The following is an 18064-nucleotide window of genomic DNA, read 5'->3' on the forward strand; positions in this document are numbered from 1 at the left end:
CAATATCTTATGCTTGACGCTTCGATTGAGCGGAACGAAGAACACCACATATCCGACGCGCCCCGACTCCCTTCAAACCTGCTGCCGGGTGACAGATCCGAGGTCTTAAGCGGCTGTTTGTCTGAGCGATTTGACGGTAGCAAATCGCGAGTTCAGCCGCGCCTCGGATCTGGCGGGAACCGGCAGGAAGCCGCAGGCCAGGTTTGCAGGGCGGCCTTGAGGGTGAAGGGAGATTTGGCCGAACAAATCTCCCTTCCCGTTCGCCGGGCGGAACCGGCATCGAAATCATCATCCGCGCAGCGGATTCATAAAATAAGGGCCGGCACTCACGCTAAACCATCCCCCCTCACCACGGCAAACTGCCGCCCTGGCGGCGATACCAGCCGGTGACGGACAAACGCTGCCGCTTGGCCGGCAGCACCTCGTGCCAGAAGCGATCGGCCAGGAACAGCACCAGCGTGCCGGCTTCCGGCTCCACATCGATGAATTCTTGGCAGGCATCGTCCAGATACAGGCGGATCTGCCCGCCACCGTCGGCCGGCCAGTTTTCATTCAGGTAGAACACCGTGGTCAACACGCGGGCGTCGTCGTCGCGGAAACGGTCCAGGTGCTTTTTGTAGAACGCGCCCTCCGGGTAGACGGCGAAATGCGACTCCAGCTCGGCCAGGCCCAGGTACAGGCCGCGATTCACCGCCTGCATGATCTCGTCCATCGCGGCATTGTAGGCGCGCACCGCCGGCAACTCGCCCACCTGATCCAGCCACAGCACTGAGTCGGAGCGGATCTCGGCGCGGCGCGCCTGGCCATCGGCGCGGCCGGTGGCGGCCTCGTGGAAGCGGCCGTCGTCCCACACGTGCAGGCAGGCCTCGCGCAGATTGGCAATCAATTCCGCCGGCAAGGCGCGGGGGATGACGATCCAGCCCCGGTCGGCCAGGGTGTCGAGTACGGCGTCGAGTTCGAATTGCAGCGCGGTCATGTCGGTGTTGTCCAGAAAACGGGCTGACGCTTTCTACCACATGCCGCATCCGCTGGCGAATGTCGAATATCAATCCTTGCAAGCTTATCCGGCCAGCCGCGACGGCGCCGCCTCCGCAACCCGCTCACACAGACGGCCAGCCGCGGGCAGCGCCATCAAAAAAGGGAGCGGAAAATGATTCCGCTCCCTTTTCAAAAAAACGACTGCTTATGCTTTCGGAGGCGTGCCCTCGGCATTGGCCACCACGGCATCGATTTGTATCATCGCGCCGCGAGGCAAGGCGCCAACGCCCACCACCCGCCGCGCGGGAACGCCGCCGGGGAAGAAGGTGGCGTAAACCTCGTCCACCGCATCCATATCCGCGATGTTTTTAAGGAAAACATTGACCTTGACCACATCGCCCATCGCGTGGCCTATGCTTTCCACGATAGCCTTGATGTTGTTCAAGCACTGCGCGGCCTGCTCTTTCACGCCGCCGGCCACCATTTCATTGGTCTCCGGATGCAAAGGCAATTGAGCGGAAAGGTGGTTGTAATGGGAGAACGCCACCGTTTGCGTAGAAAGCGGGCACCGGGGAGCGTTTTCAGTATTATGCGCCTTGATCACAATGCCGTGCCTGTCTTCAACGGCTTGCGGCGGCGTGCCATCCCCATGCGACACCACCGCTTCAATTTGCACCAGGGCATCCATAGGCAGCGTGGCTTCCACTACCGTGCGCGCCGGAACATAGGCCACCGCCCGGGCGATGGCCGAGTCGGGGAAGAACGCGCGATAAGCTTCGTTTACCGATTCGATATCCGACAGGTTTTTAAGGAAAATATTGACTTTGACAATATCGTCAAACGGCACTGCGATATTTTCCAGAATCGCCCGGATATTCTTCAAGCACTGAACCGCCTGCTCTCTTGCGCCTCCCACGACCAGTTTCCCGGATTCAGGATCAATCGGCAATTGAGCCGAGATATTGTTGTAATGGGAAAAAGCCACCGATTGGGTAGACAAATGGCTGGTCGGCGCATTGCGGCTATCGCTTGCGATCTTGACCAGATCGCCAGCCTGCGGCGCATTGGGAATGGTGCCCTCGCCATTGGAAAGCAGAGCCTCCACCTGCAACAAGGCGCCCATCGGCAAAGCCGCGACCGCGACAGTCGTCAAGGTAGGGACATAATCCGGGAAGAAGGCGGAATACACCGCGTTGACCGCATGCATATCGGAGATATCTTGCAGGAAAATGGTGATCCTCACCACATCGCTCATCTCATGGCCGATGCTTTTTATAATTTCCTGGATATTCTTGAAGCATCTTTCGGCCTGTTCTTTCACGCCGCCGGCCACCAAACGCCCCGTCGCGGGATCCACCGGCAACTGAGCCGACAGATTGTTGTAGTGCGAGAAGGCTACCGTTTGGGAATACCGCCCCATTCCATTTGGCGCCTTTTCCGAATTCCTTGCCAGTACCGCGTTGAAGCTACTCATGATGGTATACCTGTTTCGTTCGAATTAATCCGCAGCATGGCCGAATATATGTCGCTTCGCCATCGACAACCGCCGCTCCATTGGCATTACCATTATTCAATCCATTCGACAACAAGATAAAGCCTTGTCAAAGCCGAAAAACCAACCAAGGCCGAAATCGCGGAAAATGGAAGCAATGCAATCAAGATTCCGGATTTTATCGGTTCATCGCCTAGGGCTGTCAATACGACTCGACAATAAAACAAAGCGCAAGGAATCAATTCGAATTGAGTAAAAGGCCGCCGCCACAGGACATAGCCATCCATCATGTCGCATATTCAACTAAAACTGCTCTTTAATGCTAATATTTCACACTGCCATTTTCTTCACACCTGTTCTTTAAAACAGCAAGATCAAACATATTCCTCAGAAGTGGGATTTGACAATGATCAACATCGATAATATGCGGCGCCAAATGATTTGTTGTTTATCACGTTTTAAATGAGAGGCCGAACTATAAATTAGCGCGCAGCCCATAACTCACCAGTTGGACAAAGCGGCTCCCGAGCGCCGCGGTGGCGCGGATAAAGAGACGCGAGAGGCCGCATGGCATCCATGCGGCCTCTCTTACGCAAAAAAATGCAGAATGGGCGTGAAATCCAAGTCCCAGCCACCCATCCAAGCCGGCTCAATAATTCTCCGCCACCGCGTCGTAGCGTCCCGCCAGCCAGTCCAGCGCCAACGGGAAGTGGTCGCGCGGCGCATCAGGGTGGGTCAGCAGCGACACGTGGTTGTAGTCGTGCAGATGGCCGGCCCGCCGCCCAAGCAAATGCAGGCGCGACAGATGCGGGCCGGATTCGTCGCGGAAGCGGCGCACGTCTTCCGGATGGCCGCGGCAAGGATCGTTGGCGGCGGCGAAATACAGAACCGGCGGCAGATGGCCGGCCTCCGCCGCCGCGGCATAATCGAAGCCGTCGTCGCTGTCCACCCACGGCCCGGGCTGGGCCCACAGCTTGCTCTGCAGATGGCTCTTGTCGCTCTCGTCGTCGACACCCAGCCGGATGCGCCGCGCCGGCAGATAGCCGCAGGCCTTGATCAGCCAGCGCGCTGCGGTGCACCACATGAAATCCACCTCGATCAGCTTGTTCAGATTGCGCACCCTCACGCTGCGTTTGGAGCCGAAATACACCACGCTCGCCACCTCGGCGGCGATTTCCGGGAAACGGACCAGGCAGCTGGTCATGTGCACGCCGCCCCAGGAGTGGGCGATCCAGTGCACCTGCTGGCCGCCGCTTTTCCTGCGGACGAAGTCATGCAGCGCCGGCAGGTCTTCGCAAATGGTCTCGGTCTGGCCGTGGCGGGAATGCGGACCGATCTTGGGCGTGCTGCGGCCCCGGCCGCGCAGGTCGGCTGCGTACACATCGTAGCCGGCGTCGGCCAGGAAGTGGGCCAGGCCCTTGCCGGATTCGGTATAAAAGGTGCGGCCGTTGGCCATCACGCCATGCGCCATCAGCACCGGCGCGCCGCCTTCGCGGCCGCAGATGCGCTTCAGATGCAAGCGCTCGCCATCGCCGACCGGCACCCATAAGTCCTGCTGCAGTTTCTCCATATTCTCCTCGCTGGCCGATGCCATCGCCGTCTGCGCGGCAATTCAAGCAAACGCTTGATCATGACAAAGAACCCGGCAAAGGAAAAGCCGTTCGCGCGCCGTCCTGCCGCAAACGCAGCCGCTCGCTGTAGAGCGCCAGCCCCGCGCCGGCCACGCACAGCAGCGCCAATATGGCGAACACCACCCAGGACGGCCCATGCGACAGCAGCACCCCCACCATCGCCGGCCCCAGCGCGCCGCCCAGCGAAGCCAGATTCTGCGCGCCGTAATAGCTGCCCTTCAGCGCGTCCGGCGCGATGGCGTCGATGTACAGGTATTCGGCCGGCACCAGCACGATCTCGCCCAGAGTGAACAGCGCGATCGCCGCGCACATCAGCGGCAGGCTGTCCACGCTGCCCAGCCACAGCATGCCGGCGCCGATCAGCAGAAAGCCGCCGACGATGGCCCGCATCAGCCGGTTCGGCTTCAGCAGCCGGCCCAGCGGGTATTGCAACAGCACTACCACCACGGCGTTGCAACTGATCAGCGCCGACATCCAGCGCATCGCCTCGGCCTCGTCCATCCGCGTCAGCAGGAACAGCGGCAGATAGCCGGAAAAACGGCCGTACACCACATAGGCCAGCAGGCTGCTGAGGGTGAACCACACCAGCACCCGGTCGCCGGCCAGCGTGCGCAGCGTGGCGGCGAAACCGTCGGGCAGCGCCGCGGGATCATGCCGCCGCTCCGGCAGCCGGGGCTGCGCCGCGAGGCCGGCCAACGCAAGCAGGCCGCCCAGCCAATAAGGCGCCGTCTCGTGCCAGAACAGCATGCCGGCGCACAGCATGGGCCCCAGCGCCCAGGCCACGTTGGCCAGCGTGTAGCGCATAGAAAACGCCTTGCTGCGCCACTGCTCGGCCACCACGTCGCTGAGTATCGCCTTCACCGCGATGCTGTATACCACCATCGCAAGCTCGCCCGCCGCCAGCGCCGTCACCACCGTCGCGTAGCTGTGGCCGTAAGGCAGCAACACGCTGCCCGCGCCCATCAGCACCGCCGCGCCTCTCAGGGCCGGCCCCCTGGGCAGCCGGTCCAGCCAGTAGCCGCCGTACAGTCCAAACAAGGCGGACCCCAGCAGCACCACCGCCAGCAGCGTGCCGGTAGCCTGCACCGACAACTGCAATTGCTTGCCCAGCGCCAGCACCAAGAGCGGCGAGATCACCGCCCGCGACAGGGACAACAAGAAGGAAGACAGCAGCACGCGCCGCACCACGGAAGAACGCAGATCCACGACAACACCTTGTAAAGCAAAGGGAACCGCTGCAGTATTGCCGATAAAGCGGAATGTAAAAATGGATACAATCCCGAATAAATACTTCCGCTTTTATCCTGCCCATCCCAACAGGAGTCCCGATGCGCCTGCAGCAGCAATACCAGCAGCTCTATCTGGCCTATGGCGACGCGCCGGCCCAGCCCGGCCTGCCGCAGCTGGCCGAGTTATGGCGATGCGGCGAGCGCAACGCGCGGCTGCAGCTGGCCAGGATGCGCGAACTGGGCTGGCTGGAATGGCGGGCCGGCCGCGGACGCGGCCACCGCTCCACGCTCAGGCTGCTGCAGCGGCCGGACGAGCTTGAATGGCAGCAGTTGCAAGGCATGCTGGCGCGCGGCCAGCTGGAGCAGGCCTTCTCCCGGCTGGAGCCGTCCAGGCAGCAACGGTTGCTGGCCGCCCTGCCGCAGCACCTGGGCGCCGGCGACAGCGGACGCAGCCTGCGCATTCCCATTCCGCACCCACCGCTGACACTGGACCCGCAGCACGTCAACTCCCGGCTGGAATCGCACCTGGTGCGGCAGATCTTCGACCGGCTGTGCCGCCACGACCGCCTGGACCAGGAACTGCGGCCGGCGCTGGCCCACCACTGGGAAGCCGATCCGGAAGGCAGAAATTGGCGTTTCTGGCTGCGTCCCGGCCTGCGCTTTCACGACGGCGGAGCGCTGGACGCCGAAACCGCGGCCGCCAGCCTGCTCAGGCTCAAACAGCCGGACAATCCCTACCACGCACTGTACGGCCATCTGCGGCAGATTGACGTCCATGACGCGCTGTCGTTCAGTTGCCTGCTGTCCGAAGCCGACCAGCTGTGGCCGCAGCGGCTGGCGACCGCCAACTCGTCCATCGTGCCGATGCGGCGCGGCGCGGATTTCGAGCGCATGCCGGTGGGCAGCGGGCCGTTCCGCGTCGAGCTGAGCAGTCCGCAGCGACTGAAGCTGGCCGCGTTCGACCAGCACTACCGCGAGCGCGCGCTGCTGGACGCGATCGAGCTGTGGATCATCCCGTCCCCGGCCGAACAGGACTTCCACCTGCGGCTGGAATACGGCAATCAGCGCGGCGCCACCATGCTGCAATCGGCTTGCACCTATCTGCTGCTGTCGCCGCGCAGCGTCCGCGTCGCGGCCGGACAACGGCTGCCGCTGATGCGATTCCTGGCCGAGCCGCATCCGGTGGCCGCCTGCGACGAACGCGCGCCGGCGCTGGGGCTGCAGCCGGGCTGGCGCCATCCGCGCCCGGCGCCGGCTCCGCCGCCGCGGCTGGATGGCGCGCGGCTGACGCTGTTCCATTACGATCTGCCCTGCTTCCCGCCGCTGGCCGCCGCGCTGGCGCAGCGGCTTGCGCAACAGGGCGTCGCGCTAGACATCCATGGCCTGTCGCGGCGCGAATTCTTCGACAGCGCCGCCTGGCGCGACCGCGCCGACCTGATCCTGTGCAGCGAACTGCTGCACGGCGACCGCGACTACGGCATGTTCGAATGGCTGAGCGGCTGCAGCACGCTGCAATTGGGACTGGCGCCCGACGCCGCCGCCCGGTTGGCCCGGGACATGCGCAGCCTGCAGGCGGAACCGGAATTCGCCGCGCGCCAGGAAGGCTACCGCCGCGCCGGCGACTGGCTGGTGGCCGAAGGCTGGATGCTGCCGCTGTCGCACGAGACGCTGGGCCACGTCGCCAGCCCGCAGCTGGCCGGCTTGCAGCTGGGCGGCAACGGCTGGACCGACTTCGCCGGCCTGTGGCTGCGCGGCTGAGTTGACGCGCGTCAACTCCGGACGCGCCACGCCTCTTGAAACCGCTCACATGCGCCTCATCTTCGATCACAGGACGGAAATCCCGCCGTAAGCCCATGAACTGAAAGGAGAAGCAAATGAGCATGCTGCCTGCCCGCCATAGCCTGTTTGACGAGTTTTTCCGCGATTTCACCCCGGGTTTCCTCGTCAAACCGCTGCACGGCGACGCGCTGCCAGCGCAGATCAAGATGGATGTGAAGGAAACCGGCGACGCCTATCAGGTGGAAGCCGAATTGCCGGGCGTCGGCAAGGAAGACATCCACGTCGACATCGACGGCGCGCTGGTGACGATCAAGGCCGAGATCAAGCAGTTCGACCAACAGGACAAGGATGAACGCCCGCTGCGCAGCGAGCGGTATTACGGCCTAGTGTCGCGCAGCTTCCAGCTGCCGCAGGACATCGACCGCGAAACCGCCAGCGCCAAGTATGAGAACGGCGTGCTGAGCCTGACCCTGCCCAAGCGCCGCAACAGCGGCGCCGGCCAGCGGCTGCGGATCGAGTAAGCTCAGCCTCGGCCCCGCGGCAATAAAAAACGCGCCGGTCTCCCGGCGCGTTTTCGCTGGCGATGACGCGAATCAGGCCAGGATCTTGGATACGATCTCGTACACGTCCTTGGACAGCTCGGCCCGTGCCATGCGCTCCAGCTCGGCCCGCATCAGCGCCTGCCGGCCCGGCTCCAGCTTCTGCATCCGGCGGAAGGCGCGGGTCAGGCCGCTGGCCCCCTGCGGATTGATGGCGTCCAGCTCCAGGATGCGGTCGGCCAGGAAACGGTAGCCGCTGCCGTCGCCGGCGTGGAAGTGGTGCAGGTTGGCGCCGAAAGCGCCCAGCAGCGAACGCACCTTGTTGGGGTTGCGGATGCTGAACGCCGGGTGATGCAGCGCCGCCTCCACCCGCTGCAGCGTGCCGTCCAGCTGGCTGCCGCCGATCAAGGTGAAGAACTTGTCCATCACCAGCGCCTCGTTCTGCCAGCGCGAGGCGAAGTCGGTGAAGCAGTCGTCGCGCTCCTGGCCGTCGCGGTCGCGCAGCGCCAGCAACGCGCCCATCTGGTCGGTCATGTTGTCGGCGTCGCGGAACTGCTTGGCGGCGATCTCTGCCGGCCAGGCGTCGTCCAGGCGGTTCAACATCCATAGCGCTCGGTTCTTCAGGCTGCGCTTGCCGGAGTCCTGCGGCTTGTACTCGCGGGTGAGATTGAGTTCGTACGCCTCGCGCCATTCGCCCCGCAGCGCCTGCGCCAGCTGGTCCAGCACGAATTCGCGCACCAGGTGGATCGCCGCCGGATCGGCCACGTCCACCATTTCCAGGATTTCGCCTTCGCTCGGCAGATTCAGCATCAGCGCCTTGAACGCCGGATCCAGGCTATGGTCCTTCAACACCGCGCGGAAGGCGCCGATGAAGGTTTCCGACAGCTTGAGCTCGCGGCCCGCGGCCGCGTCGTCCAGCAGCTGCTTGAACAGGCGCTCGGCGAAGATCTGGCCGGCTTCCCAACGGCAGAAGCTGTCGCTGTCGCTGGCCATCAGGAACACCAGTTGGTCGTCGCGCCAGTCGTATTCCAGCTTCACCGGCGCGGAGAAGCCGCGCAGAAGCGACGGCACCGGCTCGGCCGGGATGTCGACGAAGGTGAAGCTCTGTTCGGCGGCCTTGACGTCCAGCACGCGCGACGCGCCAACAGCCTCGGCTTCGCCGGCGAGGCGCAGCGGCAGGTCCTGGCCGTCCGCGCCCACCAGGCCCAGCGCCAGCGGGATGTGGAACGGCAGCTTGGCCTGCTGGCCCGGCGTGGCCGGGCAGCTCTGCTTGACGGTCAGCGTGTAGCTTCGCTCGCCGGGGTTGTAGCTGGAGGAAACGGCCAGGCGCGGCGTGCCGGCCTGGCTGTACCACAGCGCGAACTGCGACAGATCGACGTCGTTGGCGTCGGCCATCGCGGCTCGGAAGTCGTCGCAGGTGACGGCGTGGCCGTCATGGCGCTTGAAGTACAGGTCCATGCCCTTGCGGAAGCCGTCTCGCCCCAGCAGCGTCTCGTACATCCGCACCACTTCCGCGCCCTTCTCGTACACGGTCATGGTGTAGAAGTTGTTCATCTCGATATAGCTGTCCGGACGGATCGGATGCGCGGTCGGGCCGGCGTCCTCCGGGAACTGCGCCATGCGCAGGCCCTTGACGTCCTCGATGCGCTTCACCGCGCGGCTGTAGATGTCGGCGCTGAATTCCTGGTCGCGGTAGACGGTCAGGCCTTCCTTCAGGCTCAGCTGGAACCAGTCGCGGCAGGTGACGCGGTTGCCGGTCCAGTTGTGGAAGTATTCGTGGCCGATCACCGCCTCGATGCCTTCGAAGTCGGCGTCGGTGGCGGTGTCCTGGCGCGCCAGCACGTACTTGGTGTTGAAGATGTTGAGGCCCTTGTTCTCCATCGCGCCCATGTTGAAGTCGCCGACCGCGACGATCATGTAGATGTCCAGGTCGTACTCCAGGCCGAAGCGCTCCTCGTCCCACTTCATCGAGTGCTTGACCGACTCCATCGCGTGCGCGGTCTTGTCCTGGTCGGCGGGCTCGGTCCAGATCTCCAGCGCCACTTCGCGGCCGCGCATGGTGACGAACTTGTCCTTCAGCGCCACCAGCTTGCCGGCCACCAGCGCGAACAGATAGGACGGCTTGCGGTAGGGGTCGACCCATTTGACCCAGTGCCGCTTCTTGTCCACCATGCCCTCGCCCACCTTGTTGCCGTTGGACAACAGCACCGGGTACTTCTGCTTGTCGGCCTTGATGGTGGTGGTGAACTTGGCCATCACATCCGGACGGTCCAGGTAGTAGGTGATCTTGCGGAAGCCTTCCGGCTCGCACTGGGTGAACAGGTTGCCGCTGGACGCGTACAGGCCCATCAGGCTGGTATTGGCCGCCGGATCGAGTTCGGTTTCCACTTCCAGGATGAAGCTGTCCGGCACCTGCCGCACGGTCAGCACGTCGTCGGCCAGGCCGTAGCGGGTCTCGTCCAGCTTTTCGCCGTCCAGCAGCACGGCCAGCAGCTTGGCGCTGCCGTCCAGCGTCAGGTCGCGCTCGGCGGAATCGCCGTTGCGGGTGACCACCAGCCGCGACTGCACGCGGGTGGCCTCGTCCTCGATGTCGAACACCAGATCGACGCGGTCGATCAGGAAGGCCGGAGCCCGATAATCCTTGCGATACTTGACTTCTGGCTGTTGGGCCATGCGTGTCTCCTTATGGTCCGGCTCGTGGCCGGTCTCTTTCATAGACGGCGCGGTGCCTGATCGGCGCCGCTCTTGGTCGAAATCGACCGCTCTGTCAGCGGCCTGCAATCCATTTGCCGCCGCCGGCTTCCAGCTTGAGGCGGCAGGTATCCTCGGGCGCGGCCTGCGGCGCCACGTCGAAAGTCATCAGTTCGTCGCGGCGGAAGGCGTGCAGCTTGATCTTGTCCCCCGCCGCCAGACGGGCAAGTTGTTTGTCCAAATCGTAGGCGCGGAGCTTGTCCACCGCCACCACCACGTCGCCGCCGGACAGGCCGGCCTGTTGCGCGGCGCCGCCGTCCAGCACCTGAGTCAACTTGACCCCGGCGGCGTCGGCCGCGGTCTTGATGCCCAGCGTCAGCGGCGCCGGCTTGCCGGCGAAGGCATCCACCACGCCGCCGCGGTCGGACGCGCCCTGCGCGGCCTCGAATTTCAGTTCCACGCCCTGGCTCTTCAACAACTCCGCCAGCGGCAGGTCCTGGGTGCTGCGCAGCGCCAGATCGAAGAAGGGCTTGAGCTTGAGGCCGGTGGTTTCGATCGCGATCTTTTCCCACTCGTCCTCTTCCAGGCCATTGCCGTCAGCCAGCCACTTGCTCCACAGCGCGCGCATCACGTCGTCCAGCGACTGCTTGCCCTTGCTGTCGCGGCGGATGGTGAGATCCAGCGCCAGCGCGGCCAGCGAGCCCTTGGTGTAGTAGCTGACGATGCTGTTGGGACTGTTCTCGTCCTGGCGGTAGTACTTGGTCCAGGCCTCGAAGCTGGATTGCTCCAGCGTCTGCTTGAGGCGGCCCGCGCCGCGTTGCACGCCGGTGATGGTTTCCGCCACCAGTCCCAAGTAGCGCTTCTCGTCGATCAGCCCGCAGCGGACCAGGGTCAGGTCGTCGTAATAGGAGGTGATGCCTTCGAATGCCCACAGCAGGCGGGTCATGCCTTCGCGATTCAGGTCATATGGCGTGAACGCCGCCGGCTTCATCCGCTTGACGTTCCAGCTGTGGAAGTATTCGTGGCTGATCAGGCCCAGCAGCTTCAGATAGCCGTCGCCGATGTCGGTCGCGCCAGGCGCGGGCAAGTCGTCGCGGTTGGCCACCAGCGCGGTGGACGCGCGGTGCTCCAGGCCGCCGTAGATGTCCTTGCCGACGAACAGCATGAACACGTAGCGATCGAACGGGGCCGGCTCGCCGAACAGCTTGATCTGGTATTCGCAAATCTTTTTGGTGTCTTCGGCCAGTCGCTTCAGATCGCTCTGGAAATGGCCGGAGACAACGAACTCGTGCGGCACGCCGCAAGCCTTGAAGCTGACCTTTTGGAACTCGCCCATTTCCACCGGGTGGTCGATCAGCTCATCGTAGCTGGATGCCTGGTAGCCGCCGAAGCCGCTCTTTTTCTTGATGTCGACGGCGGGCAGGCTGGTGGCTACTTTCCAATCGGCGTAGGCCTTGCCTTCCGGCGCGTGGATCTCCACGGCGCAGGGCTCGTTTTCATAACCCTCAGCCGCCAGGAACACGCTGGTGCCGTTGAAAAAACCGCGCTCGCCGTCCAGATAGGCGCCGCGCACCGACAGGTCGAAGGCGTAGACCAGATAGCGCAGCGTCAGCGCGCCCTTGGCCGGCGCCGCCTGCCAGCGGTTCTTTCCCAGCTGCCGCAGCGCCACCGGCTTGCCGCCGGCGCGGGCCTCCATCTCGACGATGTGCTTGGAAAATTCACGGATCATATAACTGCCGGGAATCCACGCCGGCAAAAAAAACACCTGGCCATCCTTGGCCGGGTGCGTAACGATGACGGTTGCCTCGAACAGGTGCGCTTCCGGCGACACCGGGCGCAGCGTGTATTGTACTGGGACGGGTTGGGTCATGATCAGCCTGCAAGCGTTGCAAAACTTGATGATTCTAGCATTTCCGCGATTTTGGCGGTTGCCCTCATGGCGTATTGATCCATGTCAAGAAGTCATACCAATACGCCAATACAATTGCATGCGTAGCAACATGCACTATTCGTATCGCTACCCTCGTAATACCGCGAGAATTGGGACAGACAAGAACCGATCCAAGCCGACTATGCAACTGGCTCGCATAAGGCATTTGATTTAGAATAACGGCATTGGATACGTGGGAATTTGGTGCTATCGAAAAGGCCGGCAAACTGCTAATACAGACATCAAAGCCTATCGGTACAGGTCAAGCACCTGATTCGACTTTCACTACACGGTTCCCCGCGGCTTGCTTTCCAATTTCCAGATTGGGATGAGGTTGAAAAGTTCAAGCCGCCTCGGTTTGTCATGTTCTGAGTTAGCAACCTTGGAGAAAACCTTAAATGGAAACGCAACCCACTTATAACTATAAGGTGGTGCGCCAATTTGCCATCATGACCGTAGTTTGGGGCATCGTCGGCATGTTGGTGGGCGTCATCATTGCGGCCCAGCTGGTGTGGCCGGAGCTCAATTTCGGGCCCTGGTTCCACTTTGGCCGCCTGCGCCCCTTGCACACCAACGCCGTCATCTTCGCCTTCGGCGGCTGCGGTCTGTTCGCCACCTCCTACTACGTGGTGCAACGTACCTGTAACGTCAGACTGATTTCCGACAAGCTGGCCGCCGTCACCTTCTGGGGCTGGCAGCTGGTGATCGTGCTGGCGGCCATCACGCTGCCGCTCGGCTTCACCACCTCCAAGGAATACGCAGAGCTGGAATGGCCGATCAAGCTGCTGATCGCCGTGATCTGGGTGATTTACGCCATCGTGTTCTTCGGCACCATCGCCATCCGCAAGGTCAAGCACATCTACGTGGCCAACTGGTTCTACGGCGCCTTCATCCTGGCCGTGGCGCTGCTGCACATCGTCAACTCCGCCTTCGTGCCGGTGACCATGTGGAAATCCTATTCGGTGTACTCCGGCGCCGTCGACGCGATGGTGCAATGGTGGTACGGCCACAACGCGGTGGGCTTCTTCCTGACCGCGGCCTTCCTCGGCATGATGTACTACTTCGTTCCCAAGCAGGCCGGCCGTCCGGTGTATTCCTACCGCCTGTCGGTGGTGCACTTCTGGGCGCTGATCTTCACCTATATGTGGGCCGGTCCGCACCACCTGCACTACACCGCGCTGCCCGACTGGACCCAGTCCGTCGGCATGGTGTTTTCCCTGATCCTGCTTGCGCCGTCCTGGGGCGGCATGATCAACGGCATCATGACCCTGTCCGGCGCCTGGCATAAGCTGCGCACCGACCCGGTGCTGAAGTTCCTGGTGGTGTCGCTGTCGTTCTACGGCATGTCCACCTTCGAAGGCCCGATGATGTCTATCAAGACCGTCAATGCCTTGTCCCACTACACCGACTGGACCATCGGCCACGTGCACTCCGGCGCGCTGGGCTGGGTGGGCTTCATCACCATCGGCTCGATGTACTACCTGATCCCGCGCCTGTTCGGCCGCGAAACCATGCATAGCGTCAAGCTGATCGAGGCCCACTTCTGGCTGGCCACCGTCGGCGTGGTGCTCTACATCGCCGCGCTGTGGATCTCCGGCGTGATGCAAGGCCTGATGTGGCGCGCGCTGAACCCGGACGGCACCCTGACCTACGCCTTCGTCGAGGCGGTGAAAGCCACCTACCCGTACCACACGGTGCGTCTGCTGGGCGGCTTCCTGTACCTCTCCGGCATGCTTTTGATGGCTTACAACACCTACCGCACCGTCGTCGCAGGCCGCGCCGTCGATGCCAAGATCCCGGCCATCACCGCAGAAGCACATTAACAGGCGAGAATAATCATGGACAGAATCCAGAAACTGATTGAAGAGCATGTAGGCTGGCTGATCGTGCTGACCCTGCTGGTGGTCAGCGTGGCCGGCCTGGTGGAAATCCTGCCGCTCGCGTTCCAGAAATCCGTGACCGAACCGGTGGCCGGCGTCAAGCCGTTCACCGCCCTGCAGCTGGCTGGCCGCGACATCTACATCCGCGAAGGCTGCACCACCTGCCACACCCAGATGATCCGCCCGTTCCGCGCCGAAACCGAACGTTACGGCCACTACTCCGTGGCCGGCGAATCCGTCTACGACCACCCGTTCCTGTGGGGCTCCAAGCGCACCGGCCCCGACCTCGCCCGCGTCGGCGGCCGCTATTCCGACGAATGGCACCGCGTGCACTTGAACAACCCGCGCGACGTGGTGCCGGAGTCGAACATGCCGGCCTTCCCGTGGCTGTCCAAGAACCTGGCCGACGCCGACGTGGTGCCGAAGAAGATGGAAGCCCTGCGCCTGGTCGGCGTGCCCTACACCGACAAGGACATCGCCGAGGCGAAGTCCCAGGTGGAAGGCAAATCCGAGCAGGACGCCGTCGTCGCCTACCTGCAGGGCCTGGGCCTTGCCGTGAAGAACAGGCGCTAAGCCATGGACTGGGTCACTTTCGGGCGTTCGCTGTTCACCGTGGTCTGCTTCGCGTTCTTCATCATGGTGTTGATCATGGCCTACAGCAAACGCTCCAAGAACCGGTACGAGGAGGCGGCCAACCTGCCCTTCATGGACGACGACAAGGTAGAGGAAGCCCCGCATGACGAGGCTTCCCACGGAGCGAGAAAATGAGTCAATTCACAAGCGGTTTCTGGAATATCTGGATTATCGTGATCGTGCTGGGCGGCATCATCGGCTTGACGCTGCTGGTGTTCACCCAATCCAAGACCACGGTCAAAAAGGGCGAAGAAGTCGACATCACCGGCCACATCTGGGATGGCGACCTGGCCGAGTACAACAACCCGTTGCCGCGCTGGTGGATGCTGATGTTCTACATCACGCTGATCTTCGGCGTGGTCTACCTGGCGCTGTACCCGGGCCTGGGCGACTACAAGGGCGCTTTCGGCTGGACCCAGATCGACCAGTACAAGGCCGAGAGCAAGGCCGCCGAGCAAAAATACCAGCCGCTGTACGACAAGTACCTGAAGCAGGATATGAAGTCGGTCGCCGCCGACCCCAAAGCCCAGGAAATGGGCCGTCGCCTATTCCAGACCTACTGTGTGCAGTGCCACGGCGCGGATGCCCGCGGCGCCAAGGGCTTCCCCAACCTGGTGAGCCATGACTGGATCTACGGCGGCGAGCCGGACACCATCAAGACCACCATCCTGAATGGCCGCCACGGCCAGATGCCGGCCTGGGGCGCCGCCTTCGGCGAAGAGAAGGTCAAGGATGTGGCCAACTACGTGATGTCGCTGTCCGAGCACAAGAAGAAGTTCGACGCGGAACGCGCGGCCCGAGGCAAGGAAACCTTCGCCGCGGTATGCGCCACTTGCCACGGTCCGGACGGCAAGGGCAACCAGCAACTGGGCGCGCCCAACCTGACCCATCCGTCGGGCAGCTGGCTGTACGGCGGCACCGAGAAGGCCATCATCGAGACCATCACCAACGGCCGCAGCGGCCAGATGCCGGCCTGGAAGGATTTTCTCGGCGAAGGCAAGGTCCACCTGCTGGCCGCCTACGTCTGGAGCCTGTCCAACAACCCCAAGGCGCAGCAGTAAGCGCCTTGCACGGCGCGCCGTCCGCCCCGCGCGGGCGGCGCGCTTCGCCTCTCCCCACCCAGAGGCTTTGGTAGAGCGCATCGACCGGTGAGTTTCACCAAACCCTCTTCAGGAAAACGACATGTCCGAATCGCTGAAGAAAATCCCGATCAAGGTTGAAGGCGCCGGCCAGGACAACGAAACCGTCTCGCTGTACGAATCCCACCAGAAAATCTACGTCCGTGCCGCCAAAGGCATGTTCAACAACCTCCGCATCCTGTTTGTGCTCGGCACCCAGCTGGTCTACCTGGGCCTGCCCTGGCTGCAATGGAACGGCCGCCAGGCGGTGCTGTTCGATCTGGCCGACCGCAAGTTCTACCTGTTCGGCCTCACCGTCTGGCCGCAGGACTTCGTCTACCTCGCCGCGCTGTTGATGTGCTGCGCCTTCGGCCTGTTCACCTGGACCACCATCGCCGGCCGGCTGTGGTGCGGCTATTCCTGTCCGCAGACGGTGTACACCGAGATCATGCTGTGGATAGAGCAATGGGTAGAGGGAGACCGCAACAAGCGCATCAAGCTGGACGCCGCGCCGATGAGCTTGCGCAAGCTCAGGCTGAAAACCGCCAAACACTTCATCATGATCGCCTTCTCGCTGTGGACCGGCCTCACGCTGGTAGGCTATTTCACGCCGATGCGCAGCCTGGTCGCGGCGCTGCCCACCTTCGGCTACGGTCCGTGGGAGACGTTCTGGATGTTCTTCTACGGCGGCTTCACCTATCTGTTCGCCGGCTTCATGCGCGAGCAGGTGTGCAAATACATGTGCCCGTACGCCCGCTTCCAGAGCGTGATGTTCGACGCCGACACGCTGATCATCTCCTACGACGAGGCCCGCGGCGAGCCGCGCGGCGCGCGCAAGAAGGGATCCGACCCGAAAGAACAGGGCCTGGGCTCCTGCATCAACTGCAGCATCTGCGTGCAGGTGTGCCCGGTGGGCATCGACATCCGCAACGGCCTGCAATACGAGTGCATAGGCTGCGCCGCCTGCATCGACGCCTGCGACGAAGTGATGGACAAGATGGGCTATCCGCGCGGCCTGATCCGCTACACTACCGAAAACGCGCTGGAAGGCAAGTATCCGGAAAAGGAAATCGCGTCGCGGCTGAAACGTCCCCGCGTGGTGCTGTACATCCTGGTGCTGAGCGCGGTGATCATCGCCGCCGTCACCTCGCTGGCGATGCGCAAGCCGTTCAAGGTGGACATCCTGCGCGACCGCGCGTCGCTGGTGCGCGAGACCGACGAAGGCTGGCTGGAAAATACCTACATCATCAAGATCATCAACACCACGGAACGTCCGCAGCAATTCCGGATCACAGCCGAAGGCCTGCCCGACATCAAGGTCAAGACCGAAACGCCGCTGGTGGCCATTCCCGCCGCTGCCACCGACAGCGCCACCGTGCACGTGGAGGCCGATCCGCAGTACGCGACCAAGGGCAGCCACCCGATCCGCTTCATCGTAGAATCCGCCGGCGATCCCTCGTTGCGGGTAGAAGAAAAATCCAGCTTCATCGGAGAATGACATGCAGCATACCGCCCACCACCCGTCCCGCCCCTGGTACAAGGAACCCTGGCCCTGGATACTGTTCGGCCTGCCGGCGGTGTCCGTCGTCGTCGGCATCTTCTTTCTGATGGCGGCGATCAAGTCCGACGACGGCCTGGTCACCGACGACTATTACAAGAAGGGCAAGGCGATCAATATGGAGCTGCGGCGCGACAAGGCCGCGGCGCAAATGGGCCTGTCCGCCCAGCTGATGTTCGGCAGCGACGGCCGCAGCCTGCGCCTGGTCACAAGCAGCAAGGTCAAGCTGCCCGACACCCTATCGCTGAGCATGATCCACCCGGCTCAGGACGATTACGACCTGTCCGCCGTGATGACCATGGCCGGCCCCAATCTGTACCAGGGCATCCTGCCCAAGATCCCCGTCAACGCCAATCACTGGTACGTGCAGCTGGAAGACCATGACAAGAAATGGCGGATCCAGGGCGAATGGAAGCCGGGCTCCGGGCAGATGGCGATGCTGGGCCAGCCGCATCTGGAGCCGGCCGAGCACTGAGCGCCAGACTCGCCCCCTATCGAAACGGCCCGCAAGCGGGCCGTTTTTTTGATGCCACCGCCAGCCAGACAACGGCGTAGCGGCGGCCCGATCAGATGGCGGCGTCCGAGTGATAACGCAGCCAAAAGGCC

Annotated in this window: 15 protein-coding genes; 9 read left to right on the forward strand and 6 right to left on the reverse strand. The window is 63.0% G+C overall.

Translation table 11 applies throughout. The features are described from left to right. Positions 1–346 precede the first annotated feature (346 nt). On the reverse strand, positions 347–976 hold the full coding sequence (locus VL52_RS12425) for a 2OG-Fe(II) oxygenase (protein ID WP_046157325.1): 630 nt from the start codon (positions 974–976) through the stop codon (positions 347–349). On the opposite strand from VL52_RS12425, the gene VL52_RS24535 reads away from it, so the two are divergent. Further along, the gene (locus VL52_RS24535; RefSeq protein ID WP_144410234.1) at positions 975–1154 is read left to right on the forward strand and encodes a hypothetical protein; all 180 of its coding nucleotides are present in this window, start codon (positions 975–977) and stop codon (positions 1152–1154) included. The two genes, VL52_RS12425 and VL52_RS24535, sit on opposite strands and share 2 nt — an antisense overlap. Before the next feature lie 29 nt (positions 1155–1183). On the opposite strand, the gene VL52_RS12430 is transcribed toward VL52_RS24535, so the two are convergent. The 3 genes from VL52_RS12430 to VL52_RS12440 all read right to left on the reverse strand — a co-directional run bounded on the left by VL52_RS12430 (position 1184) and on the right by VL52_RS12440 (position 5307). Continuing rightward, positions 1184–2452, reverse strand: coding sequence for a RidA family protein (locus tag VL52_RS12430; RefSeq protein ID WP_046157326.1), 1269 nt, complete (start codon positions 2450–2452; stop codon positions 1184–1186). Between the two features lie 667 nt (positions 2453–3119). After that, the gene (locus tag VL52_RS12435; RefSeq protein ID WP_046157344.1) at positions 3120–4040 is read right to left on the reverse strand and encodes an alpha/beta fold hydrolase; all 921 of its coding nucleotides are present in this window, start codon (positions 4038–4040) and stop codon (positions 3120–3122) included. Positions 4041–4098: 58 nt separating this feature from the next. Further along, entirely contained in the window at positions 4099–5307 is a 1209-nt protein-coding gene (locus VL52_RS12440; RefSeq protein ID WP_046157327.1) for an MFS transporter, read from the reverse strand. Positions 5308–5429: 122 nt separating this feature from the next. On the opposite strand from VL52_RS12440, the gene VL52_RS12445 reads away from it, so the two are divergent. Together VL52_RS12445 and VL52_RS12450 are read left to right on the forward strand one after the other, a co-directional pair. Continuing rightward, entirely contained in the window at positions 5430–7088 is a 1659-nt protein-coding gene (locus VL52_RS12445) for an SgrR family transcriptional regulator (RefSeq protein ID WP_046157328.1), read from the forward strand. A gap of 116 nt (positions 7089–7204) precedes the next feature. Next, positions 7205–7630 carry an Hsp20/alpha crystallin family protein gene (locus VL52_RS12450; RefSeq protein ID WP_046157329.1) on the forward strand — a complete coding sequence of 142 codons (426 nt, stop codon included), beginning with the start codon at positions 7205–7207 and terminating at the stop codon, positions 7628–7630. Positions 7631–7702: 72 nt separating this feature from the next. Here the strand turns inward: VL52_RS12450 and pepN are convergent, their stop codons facing one another. Next, the gene (gene pepN, locus VL52_RS12455) at positions 7703–10321 is read right to left on the reverse strand and encodes an aminopeptidase N (RefSeq protein ID WP_046157330.1); all 2619 of its coding nucleotides are present in this window, start codon (positions 10319–10321) and stop codon (positions 7703–7705) included. A 94-nt stretch (positions 10322–10415) separates the two neighbouring features. Further along, entirely contained in the window at positions 10416–12209 is a 1794-nt protein-coding gene (locus VL52_RS12460; RefSeq protein ID WP_046157331.1) for a M61 family metallopeptidase, read from the reverse strand. A gap of 458 nt (positions 12210–12667) precedes the next feature. Here VL52_RS12460 and ccoN point away from each other — a divergent pair, with 458 nt between their 5' ends. The 6 genes from ccoN (at position 12668) to VL52_RS12490 (ending at position 17933) form a co-directional block, all read left to right on the forward strand. Then, positions 12668–14092, forward strand: a complete 1425-nt coding sequence (gene ccoN, locus VL52_RS12465; protein WP_021478124.1) for a cytochrome-c oxidase, cbb3-type subunit I — start codon at positions 12668–12670, stop codon at positions 14090–14092. Positions 14093–14107: 15 nt separating this feature from the next. After that, on the forward strand, positions 14108–14722 hold the full coding sequence (gene ccoO, locus VL52_RS12470; RefSeq protein WP_046157332.1) for a cytochrome-c oxidase, cbb3-type subunit II: 615 nt from the start codon (positions 14108–14110) through the stop codon (positions 14720–14722). A gap of 3 nt (positions 14723–14725) precedes the next feature. Beyond that, a complete protein-coding gene (locus VL52_RS12475) occupies positions 14726–14917 on the forward strand; it encodes a cbb3-type cytochrome oxidase subunit 3 (RefSeq protein ID WP_046157333.1) in 192 nt (63 codons plus the stop codon). Continuing rightward, complete coding sequence (ccoP, locus tag VL52_RS12480; protein ID WP_046157334.1) at positions 14914–15843, forward strand: cytochrome-c oxidase, cbb3-type subunit III; 930 nt, start codon at positions 14914–14916, stop codon at positions 15841–15843. The genes VL52_RS12475 and ccoP overlap by 4 nt, the downstream gene beginning before the upstream one ends. Before the next feature lie 121 nt (positions 15844–15964). After that, positions 15965–17398, forward strand: a complete 1434-nt coding sequence (ccoG, locus tag VL52_RS12485; protein WP_046157335.1) for a cytochrome c oxidase accessory protein CcoG — start codon at positions 15965–15967, stop codon at positions 17396–17398. 1 nt (position 17399) lies between these two features. Then, the gene (locus VL52_RS12490; RefSeq protein WP_046157336.1) at positions 17400–17933 is read left to right on the forward strand and encodes a FixH family protein; all 534 of its coding nucleotides are present in this window, start codon (positions 17400–17402) and stop codon (positions 17931–17933) included. Positions 17934–18064 lie beyond the last annotated feature (131 nt).

Source organism: Chromobacterium vaccinii (genome assembly GCF_000971335.1).
GTDB lineage: Bacteria > Pseudomonadota > Gammaproteobacteria > Burkholderiales > Chromobacteriaceae > Chromobacterium > Chromobacterium vaccinii.

Excerpts from the sequence above, each read along its gene's own strand:
- VL52_RS12435 (WP_046157344.1), bottom strand. The coding sequence starts at position 4,040 with ATGGAGAAACTGCAGCAGGACTTATGGGTGCCGGTCGGCGATGGCGAG.
- ccoP (WP_046157334.1), top strand. The coding sequence starts at position 14,914 with ATGAGTCAATTCACAAGCGGTTTCTGGAATATCTGGATTATCGTGATC.
- ccoO (WP_046157332.1), top strand. The coding sequence starts at position 14,108 with ATGGACAGAATCCAGAAACTGATTGAAGAGCATGTAGGCTGGCTGATC.
- VL52_RS12430 (WP_046157326.1), bottom strand. The coding sequence starts at position 2,452 with ATGAGTAGCTTCAACGCGGTACTGGCAAGGAATTCGGAAAAGGCGCCA.
- VL52_RS12460 (WP_046157331.1), bottom strand. The coding sequence starts at position 12,209 with ATGACCCAACCCGTCCCAGTACAATACACGCTGCGCCCGGTGTCGCCG.
- VL52_RS24535 (WP_144410234.1), top strand. The coding sequence starts at position 975 with ATGTCGGTGTTGTCCAGAAAACGGGCTGACGCTTTCTACCACATGCCG.
- ccoG (WP_046157335.1), top strand. The coding sequence starts at position 15,965 with ATGTCCGAATCGCTGAAGAAAATCCCGATCAAGGTTGAAGGCGCCGGC.
- VL52_RS12475 (WP_046157333.1), top strand. The coding sequence starts at position 14,726 with ATGGACTGGGTCACTTTCGGGCGTTCGCTGTTCACCGTGGTCTGCTTC.
- VL52_RS12425 (WP_046157325.1), bottom strand. The coding sequence starts at position 976 with ATGACCGCGCTGCAATTCGAACTCGACGCCGTACTCGACACCCTGGCC.
- ccoN (WP_021478124.1), top strand. The coding sequence starts at position 12,668 with ATGGAAACGCAACCCACTTATAACTATAAGGTGGTGCGCCAATTTGCC.
- pepN (WP_046157330.1), bottom strand. The coding sequence starts at position 10,321 with ATGGCCCAACAGCCAGAAGTCAAGTATCGCAAGGATTATCGGGCTCCG.
- VL52_RS12450 (WP_046157329.1), top strand. The coding sequence starts at position 7,205 with ATGAGCATGCTGCCTGCCCGCCATAGCCTGTTTGACGAGTTTTTCCGC.
- VL52_RS12445 (WP_046157328.1), top strand. The coding sequence starts at position 5,430 with ATGCGCCTGCAGCAGCAATACCAGCAGCTCTATCTGGCCTATGGCGAC.
- VL52_RS12490 (WP_046157336.1), top strand. The coding sequence starts at position 17,400 with ATGCAGCATACCGCCCACCACCCGTCCCGCCCCTGGTACAAGGAACCC.